Below are 8,018 nucleotides of genomic sequence, written 5' to 3' on the forward strand. Positions count from 1 at the left end.
CCGGCGAGGTCGTCGGCTGAACCGGTGATGCCGGCCGGTCGGCTCAGCGCGTTTCCAGGACCTCCACCGGGTCGCCGAGCGTGAGGGTGCCGAGGGTGCGGGGGACGCAGTTCTGGCCGAACTGGATCGACGATCACCTTCGACAAGCCCAGGTTCCCGTGGCAGCACGACGACGAGCGCTCGGACGCCGATCTCGCCGCCGACCCGCTGCACGCGCAGGCGCCCGCGGACCAGCCGCCGCCCGAGCAGCCGGGCCTGACCCAGCCGAGCCTGACCCAGCCCGTCCCGATGGGCGCCGACGCCTCCGGGCTCGCCGGCCTGGGCGGGCAGGGCGGCGGAACCGGTCCCCAGCAGATGCCGGCGCCGGGCGGTTTCCAGGGCGGCTCCCCGTTCGCCGGGCACGACCCCGGCTCGACGGCGCTCGACCCCATCCCCGCCGACCTCGCCGGTCCCGGCGGTCCGGGCGGCCCCGGCGGGCCGGGCATGCACGGCGGGCAACCGCCGTACGGCGGCCCCGGCGCACCCGACCAGCAGGTCTACGGCGGCCAGGAGCCCCAGCCCGCGTACGGGGCGGCCGACTACGGGCACGGTGAGCCGTCCTACGGCGGCCAGGACCAGTACGGCCACGGGCAGGACCAGGGGTACTCCGAGCAGCCCCAGTACGGCTCTCCCGAGCCGTCCTACGGCGACTACGGCGCCGACCCGCTGGGCGGCCGGCAGGGCGGCTACGACATGCCGGCCGACCCCGGTCCGCGGGGCGGCGACCCCCGCTCGTCCGACCCGCTCGGCCTGCCCCTCGGCGAGCCCGTCGTCCCGGCCGCGCCCCCGGCGCCGCCCGCTCCGGCGCCCGCGGCGCAGGGCGGCTCCGACACCGACGGGCACCGGCTGCCCTCCGTGGACGAGCTGCTCCAGCGCATCCAGTCCGACCGGGCGCGGTCGGCGGGCCCGGCGCCCTCGTCCGACACGGGCGGCTCCTACGGCGGCGGCTCGCTGAACGACCCGCTGGGCGACCCGCTCAGCACCGGCTCGTTCGGAACGACCGGCGGCTCCGGAGGCACCGGCAACACCGGCCCGTGGCCGTCCGGCGGGCCCTCCGCCGGGCAGGGTGGCGGCTACGACCCGGGGCTCGGCTCCGGCGCACCGTCCGGTCCTCCGCCCGGCGGGATGGGCGCGCCGTCCGGATACGGGCAGGGCCAGCAGAGCGACGGCTACCCGACGGCACCCGCCTACGGCGACTCGCCGCGCTACGACGACCCGCTCGGCGGCGGTCGCGAGTCCTTCGGCGGGTTCGGCGGCAACGAGGGCGGCTCCGGGGTCTACGGCGACTTCAGCGGCAGCAGCTACAACGGCGGCACCGACCCGCTCGCCGCGCCCCACGACCCGAACGCCCAGGGCGGCTACCAGGACCCGAACGCCACCCAGGCGTACGGCGGGGGCGGCGGCTACTACGGCGGCTCGCAGCAGCAGGGCGGGTACCCGCAGGGCGGCCAGCCGAACGACAACGCCCCGTACGGCTCCCGCCAGCCGGCCGACGACTGGGAGAACTACCGCCGCTAGGCCCGGAGCGGCCGCATCCGGCCATCCGACCGCGAAACGAGGGCCGCCGGATCCCGGCGGCCCTCGTCGCGTCTCCGCCCGGCGGTACCCCTCGAAGACCCCGGCGGAACGGCGCGCACGTCTTCTCGCGGATGGCCTGGCTAAAGCGGCCCCAATCCTGGTTATATACGGAGAGTGACTTCAAAGCCACTCAACGTGTCCACCCTGCGGCGGGACGTCCTCGCGTCGTTCGTCGTGTTCCTCGTCGCGATCCCGCTGTCGCTCGGCATCGCGGTCGCGTCCGGCGCCCCCGTCGCGGCCGGGCTGATCGCCGCCGTCGTGGGCGGCGTCGTCGCGGGCCTGATCGGCGGGTCACCGCTGCAGGTCAGCGGCCCCGCCGCGGGCCTGACCGTGATCGTCGCCGAGCTGGTGCAGACCTACGGCTGGCGCGCCACCTGCACGATCACCCTCCTCGGCGGGCTGCTGCAGATCGCGCTCGGCGCCAGCAAGGTCGCCCGGACCGCCCTCGCCGTCTCCCCCGCCGTCGTGCACGGGATGCTCGCGGGCGTCGGCGTCGTCCTCGTCCTGGCGCAGGTGCACGTCGTGCTCGGCGGCAGCCCCCAGCATTCGGCGCTCCACAACCTGGGCGAGCTGCCCGGCCAGCTGGCGGCCCCGCACACCCACCCGGCCCTGCTCGGCGCGCTGACGGTCCTGGTGCTGCTGTTCTGGACGCGGCTGCCGAGCGCCGGCCCGCTGCGGCTGATCCCCGGTCCGCTGCCCGCGATCGCCCTCGCCACCCTGACCGCCTGGTCGCTCGGCTGGGACGTCCGGCGCGTCGAGCTCCCCGACTCCCTCTTCGGCGGGTGGGACGCCCCCGTCCTGCCGGAGGGCCCGCCGGCCGGCATCGCCGGCGCCGTCGTCTCCGTCGCGCTCGTGGCGGCCGTCGAGTCGCTGCTGTGCAGCGTCGCCGTCGACCGGCGGCGCCCCGCCGGGGTGCCGCGCGCCGACCTCGACCGGGACCTGCTCGGGCAGGGCGCGGGGAACGCGGTGTCGGGGTTCCTCGGCGGGCTGCCGATCGCGGGCGTGATCGTCCGCAGCACGGCCAACATGGAGGCCGGTGCCCGGTCCCGCGCGTCGACCGTCCTGCACGGCGTGTGGGTGCTGGTCCTCGCGCTGTCGTGCGGCCCCGCCATCGAGCAGGTGCCGCTGCCGGCGCTCGCGGCGCTGCTCATCGTGCTGGGCGTCAAGCTCATCGACACCGCCCGCATCCGCGACCTGCGCCACCATCGCGAGGCGCCCGCCTACTTCGCCACCCTCGTCGGCGTGGTCGTCCTCGGGCTCGGCGAGGGCGTCCTGGTCGGCATAGCGGTCATGGGGGTGCTGGCGCTGCGGCGGCTGACCCGGTTGTCGGTCCGCGCCGAGCACCTCGTCCCCGAGCCCGAGGACGGCCTGGTCCCGATCCGCACCCACGTGGTCGTGGAGGGCACGCTGACCTTCCTCGGCGTCCCCAAGGTGACGCGGCTCCTGCAGGACGTCCCGCAGGGCGCCAGCGTCGACCTCGACCTGAACGTCGACTTCATGGACCACGCCGCGTTCGACGCCATCCACCAGTGGCGGCTCGCGCACGAGCGCCAAGGGGGGAGGGTCGACATCGACGAGGTTCACGAGGCTTGGTATGAAAGAGCAGTGACAGGTGACATGTCCTCGCCACGTAAATCGCCCCCTTCTGCCCGGTGGTGGGCGCCGTGGGCGAATCGTCGACGGCGTTCCGAGGAGGAACTCGACGCGCCCGAGGTTTCCCCGGCGGCCGTGCTGCTGGACGGCGTCCGCGAGTACCACGGCCGCACCGCGCGGCTGGTGCGGCCGATCATGGCCGAGCTGGCGATGGAGCAGAAACCCCAGCACCTCTTCATCACCTGCGTGGACTCGCGCATCGTGCCGAACATCATCACCGCCAGCGGGCCCGGCGACCTGTTCATCAACCGCAACGTGGGCGCCCTCGTCCCGCGGTACGGCTCCCGCACCCGCGACGACTCCGTCGCGGCCACCGTCGAGTACGCCACCAACGTCCTCGACATCCGGACGATCACCGTCTGCGGCCACTCCAACTGCGGCGCGATGGCCGCGCTCCTCGCCGGCGGCACCGAGGTCGAGCACCTCACCGGGCTGTCGCGGTGGCTCAAGCACGGCAACCACAGCCTCGCCCGCTTCCTCGCCACCGACCCGTCCGGCGAGGACGCCTCGCCCCTCACCCGGCTCTGCAAGATCAACGTGATGCAGCAGCTCGACAACCTGCTCACCTACCCGTGGCTGCGCAAGCGCGTCGAGTCCGGCGAGATCGAACTCGTGGGCCTCTACCTGGACCTGCAGTCCGCCAACGTCGAGATCCTCGACCGGGCCACGGGCACCTTCATGCCCGTCCCGGACGACGCGCCGCAGGCCCGGACCGTCACCTGACACACGCAGGCACCTGACACGCAAGCGCGGGCCGTCCCCCCGCAAGGACGGCCCGCGCGCCGGTGTGTCTTCCGCGGTCTTCAGGTCACCGTGGCCCGCCCGGGGCCCGCGGTCAGTGGCTCACAAGGTCGTCGTCGTGGCGCGTGTAGTCCCGCACGTACATCCCGGTCACGCGCCGCGCCCGCCGCGCGCGCCCGTCGGACGCCGGAAGGAACAGGGAGTCGTACCGGCTGGCACGCGAGAAGTCCCACAGGTAGACCATGCCGGCCAGTCCGCCCGCGAGGACGAGGGCCACGAACACGATGATGAACATCGGCGCTCCTTTCCACCGGGGCCCAGCACCTCGGCCCCGCCGCCGTCACCGATCAAGGCGATCAGCTCTTGTCCTTGACGGTAAGCGCCCTGTTTCATGCTCTCTGTGTCGTGTGACCCGAACCGTGTGAGTTGCATGGCGCTCCGCGACCGCGCGGCTCCCGAGTCGCGACCCCGGGCGGGTTATAGGATGTCCTACATCCTGGACGACGAGGGAGAGGAACGGCATGACGGCGAGCTTCGACGCCGAGGTCGCCGCCTGGCTGCGGCAGCGCGCCCTTGATCCGACGGCCGCGGACACCTCGGTCGAAGGCGCCCGGATCCACGCCCGCGCCGTGAACGCGCGGTCGCGGGCGCCGCTCGCGGATCCGCCGGTACCCGCGGCGGAGCGCGACCTCGTGCTGGCGACCACCGAGGGCCCCGTGCCCGCCCGGGTGTTCGAACCCCCGACGAGGCTCACCGACGCGACGATCATGTTCTTCCACGGTGGCGGATGGGTCGCCGGGGACCTGCGCACGCACCTCCAGCACATGCGCCTGCTCGCCGTGGAGACCGGCTCGACCGTGCTCGGCGTCGACTACCGGCTGGCTCCGGAACACCCGTGTCCGGCGGCCTTCGACGACTGCCTGGCCGCGACGGTCCACGTCGCCGGGCGATCCGCCGGACGGCTGGCCGTCGCCGGTGACAGCGCGGGCGGCCAGCTCGCCGCCTCCGTCGCCCTCGCCTGCCGCGACCGGAGCATCCCGCTCGCCGCCCAGCTCCTCATCGTGCCGGTCACCGATGTCGCGGGCGGCTACGCGGACCCCGAGGTGAACGCGCGGTACCCGTCGCGGGCCGAGCGGGCGGACGGCTACGGCCTCACGCTGGCGGCGATGCGCTGGTTCGCCGGGCTCTACGACCCGCCCGGCGGTGGCGGGCACTGGCGCGTCTCGCCACTGCGCGCTCCCGACCTCTCGGGTGTCGCACCGGCGGCCGTCCACACGGCCGGCTTCGACCCGCTCCGCGACGAGGGCAACTCCTACGCGGCGGCGCTGCGGGCCGCCGGCGTCCCGGTGCTCCACCGCGAGTGGCCGACGCTCAACCACGGCTTCTTCGGGCTCGGCGGGGTCTCCGCGGCGGCCGGGCGCGCCGCACGCCGGGCCGCCGCGGATCTGCGCGGCCTCCTCACCACCGGTCAGGACGATGACGACGATGACACGGCCGCGGCGAACCGCGCGGTGATCCACTGAGGGTCGGTGATCGCGGTGCCGACCACCACGCAGGTCGCACCCGCCTCGATCGCGGACGCCGCCGACGCGGGTGAGTGGTAGCGGCCCTCGGCGACGATCAGCGCCTCCGGGAGCGCGGCGCGCAGCGCGCGGACGAGATCCAGGTCGGGGCCCTCGGGGGGCGGCCCCGGGGCGGTGTAGCCGGCGAGGGTGGTGGCGACCGCGTCGGCCCCGGCCTCGGCCGCGGCGACCCCCTCCTCCAGCGTCGAGACGTCCGCCATGAACAACGCCCCGGCGTCGTGCACGGCCTCGATCGACGCGGCGATGGGGCGGCCGTCCGGGCGGGGGCGGAACGTGGCATCGGCGGCGACGACCTGCGCGCCGGCCGCGGCGACGGCACGCGCCGCCGCGACGCTGGGCGTGATGAACACCCCGCCCGTCCCGTCCTTGGTCAGGCCGACGACCGGTACGTCCACGGCCGCGGCGACGGCGGCCACGTCGGCGACGCCGCCGACGCCGCCGCAGCGTATGGCGGCGGCGCCGCCGCCGACGGCGGCCCGCGCCATCCGGACGAGCGCGGCGGTGTCGCGCAGCGGGTGCCCCGCCCCCGCCTGGCAGGACACGATCAGCCGCCCGGCGACGGCCGCGGCGAAGGACTCGGGGGTCATCAGCCGCTCCCCTGGCCGGCGAGCGCCGTCGCCAGCAGCGCCGCGCCCACGAGCGGCGCGTCCGTGCCGAGACCGGCCGGGACGATCGGTGTCCCGCGCAGCGGCGGCAGCGCGTCGGCCCGGAACGCCGCGGTGACCGCGTCCAGGAACGGCGCGCCGATCTGGGCGACGCCACCGCCGACCACGACGGCGTCCGGGTCCAGGACGGCGAGCAGGCCCGCCAGCGCGCGTCCCAGCAGGGAACCGGCGTGCGGCGCGTCGCCGGTGGCCGCGATGGCCGGACCGGAGGCGACGGCCTCCAGGTGGTCGCGGCGCCCGCAGCCGCACGGAACCGGCCCCCGCTCGGGGACGAGCAGGTGCGCGACCTCCCCGGCGGTACCGTGCGCCCCGTGTTCCAGGCGCCCGCCGGTGGTCAGCGCGCCGCCGACACCCGTCCCCACCGAGATGTGCAGGACGCGGTGGTGGCCGGCCCCGGCGCCGGCGTGCGCCTCGCCGTAGGCCATGGCGCGGACGTCGTTGACCACGGTGACGGGGAGCCCGGTGAGGTCGGTGAGGGCCTCCCGGACGGGCGTGCCCGCCCAGCCGGGCAGCACGCCGGTGGCGGAGACGACGCGTCCGCTCTCCGGGTCGATGACCCCGGGCGCGCCGACACCGAGGGCCCGGACGGGGGCGTCCCCGAATCCGGCCAGCAGCCGCGCCGCCGCCTGAAGCACGGCGTTGCCGTCCCCGGCGGGGGTCGCCACTCTGGCCCTGTCCACGACCGTTCCCTCCCCGTCCACCACCGCGGCGGCGAGCTTCGTGCCGCCGATGTCGAGCGCCATGTACACCGGATGGTCCCGCGGGGCGCGCACGGGCGGCGTGGCGCGGCCGGGCGGAGCCCCTGGGGTGGTCACAGGAGTCCGGCGGTGGTGAGGCGAGCGCGAACGCGGTCGGTCTCCGCCGCGTCGAGCTGGATCTGCGGCGGGGCGGTCACCGGGCAGTCGATGACCCCGAGCAGGTGCAGGGCGGCCTTGAACGAGCCGAGCGCGGACGAGCCGCGTCCCATCCGGCCGGGGGCGCCCGCGTTGACGATGTCGAACAGGCGCAGCAGCCGTTCCTGTTCGGCGCGGGCCTCGTCCCAGCGGCCGGCAAGGCAGTGCCGGTAGAGCCGGACGTAGCCGGCCGGGTCGACGTTGCCGAGCCCCGGCACGACGCCGTGCACGCCCATGGCGAACGCCGCGTCCACGGTCAGCTCGGAACCGGTGAGGACGCTGAACCCGGCCACGCCGGTGTCCCGCAGCGCGGTCATCAGGGTGCGGAGGCCGCCTTCGTCGCCGCTGGAGTCCTTCACACCGGCCAGCAGCCCCTCGGCCGCGAGCCCCAGCAGCATCGCGCCGTCCAGCTTCGAGTGCACCGACACCGGCAGGTCGTAGGCGTAGACGGGCACCGGGACGGCGGCGGCGAGCCGGCGCAGATGCGTCTCGATCTCGGCCGGGTGGGTGCGGGTGTAGAACGGCGCGGTCGCCACGACACCGTCGCAGCCGACGTCGGCCGCGACCCGGGCGTGCTCGATCACCCGCAGCGTGGTCATGTCGATGACCCCGCCGAGCACGGGCACCTCCCCCGCCACGTGCTTGACCACCGTCTCCAGGACGGTGCGCCGGTGCGCGTCCGGCAGGAACGCGACCTCGCTGGTGGAGCCGAGCACGAACAGCCCGTCCACACCGGCGCGGACGAGCCGGTCGACGAGCCGTTCGAGGGACGGGACGTCCACCTCCAGGCCGGGGGTCAGCGGGGTGCAGACGGGCGGCACGACCCCGGTGAGCGGGCCGGACCCGCCCTGCGCGGGGGCGGTTGC

At 75.6% G+C, this 8,018-nt stretch carries 7 protein-coding genes; 3 read left to right on the forward strand and 4 right to left on the reverse strand.

Features of this window, described 5'->3' with window-relative positions; all coding sequences use genetic code 11:
• The first annotated feature begins 288 nt into the window (after positions 1-288).
• Together E1289_RS40265 and E1289_RS34775 are read left to right on the forward strand one after the other, a co-directional pair.
• Positions 289-1,557: a hypothetical protein gene (locus E1289_RS40265; protein ID WP_131987959.1), complete on the forward strand. Its 1,269-nt coding sequence runs from the start codon at positions 289-291 to the stop codon at positions 1,555-1,557.
• 174 nt (positions 1,558-1,731) lie between these two features.
• Positions 1,732-3,993, forward strand: a complete 2,262-nt coding sequence (locus tag E1289_RS34775; protein ID WP_131987961.1) for a bifunctional SulP family inorganic anion transporter/carbonic anhydrase — start codon at positions 1,732-1,734, stop codon at positions 3,991-3,993.
• A 112-nt stretch (positions 3,994-4,105) separates the two neighbouring features.
• Here E1289_RS34775 and E1289_RS34780 read toward each other — a convergent pair whose 3' ends face one another.
• Positions 4,106-4,306 carry a hypothetical protein gene (locus E1289_RS34780; protein ID WP_131987963.1) on the reverse strand — a complete coding sequence of 67 codons (201 nt, stop codon included), beginning with the start codon at positions 4,304-4,306 and terminating at the stop codon, positions 4,106-4,108.
• Between the two features lie 226 nt (positions 4,307-4,532).
• Between E1289_RS34780 and E1289_RS34785 the strand changes: the two genes are divergently transcribed.
• On the forward strand, positions 4,533-5,534 hold the full coding sequence (locus tag E1289_RS34785) for an alpha/beta hydrolase (protein ID WP_131987965.1): 1,002 nt from the start codon (positions 4,533-4,535) through the stop codon (positions 5,532-5,534).
• On the opposite strand, the gene E1289_RS34790 is transcribed toward E1289_RS34785, so the two are convergent.
• The 3 genes from E1289_RS34790 to E1289_RS34800 all read right to left on the reverse strand — a co-directional run.
• Positions 5,480-6,181 carry a putative N-acetylmannosamine-6-phosphate 2-epimerase gene (locus E1289_RS34790; protein ID WP_131987967.1) on the reverse strand — a complete coding sequence of 234 codons (702 nt, stop codon included), beginning with the start codon at positions 6,179-6,181 and terminating at the stop codon, positions 5,480-5,482. The genes E1289_RS34785 and E1289_RS34790 overlap by 55 nt on opposite strands.
• A complete protein-coding gene (locus tag E1289_RS34795; RefSeq protein WP_131987969.1) occupies positions 6,181-7,002 on the reverse strand; it encodes an ROK family protein in 822 nt (273 codons plus the stop codon). The genes E1289_RS34790 and E1289_RS34795 overlap by 1 nt, the downstream gene beginning before the upstream one ends.
• 68 nt (positions 7,003-7,070) lie before the next feature.
• The coding region (locus tag E1289_RS34800; protein ID WP_347813612.1) for a dihydrodipicolinate synthase family protein at positions 7,071-8,018 on the reverse strand (948 nt) is incomplete at its 5' end.

Origin of the sequence: Actinomadura sp. 6K520 (genome assembly GCF_004349245.1) — a bacterium.
Lineage (GTDB): Bacteria > Actinomycetota > Actinomycetes > Streptosporangiales > Streptosporangiaceae > Spirillospora.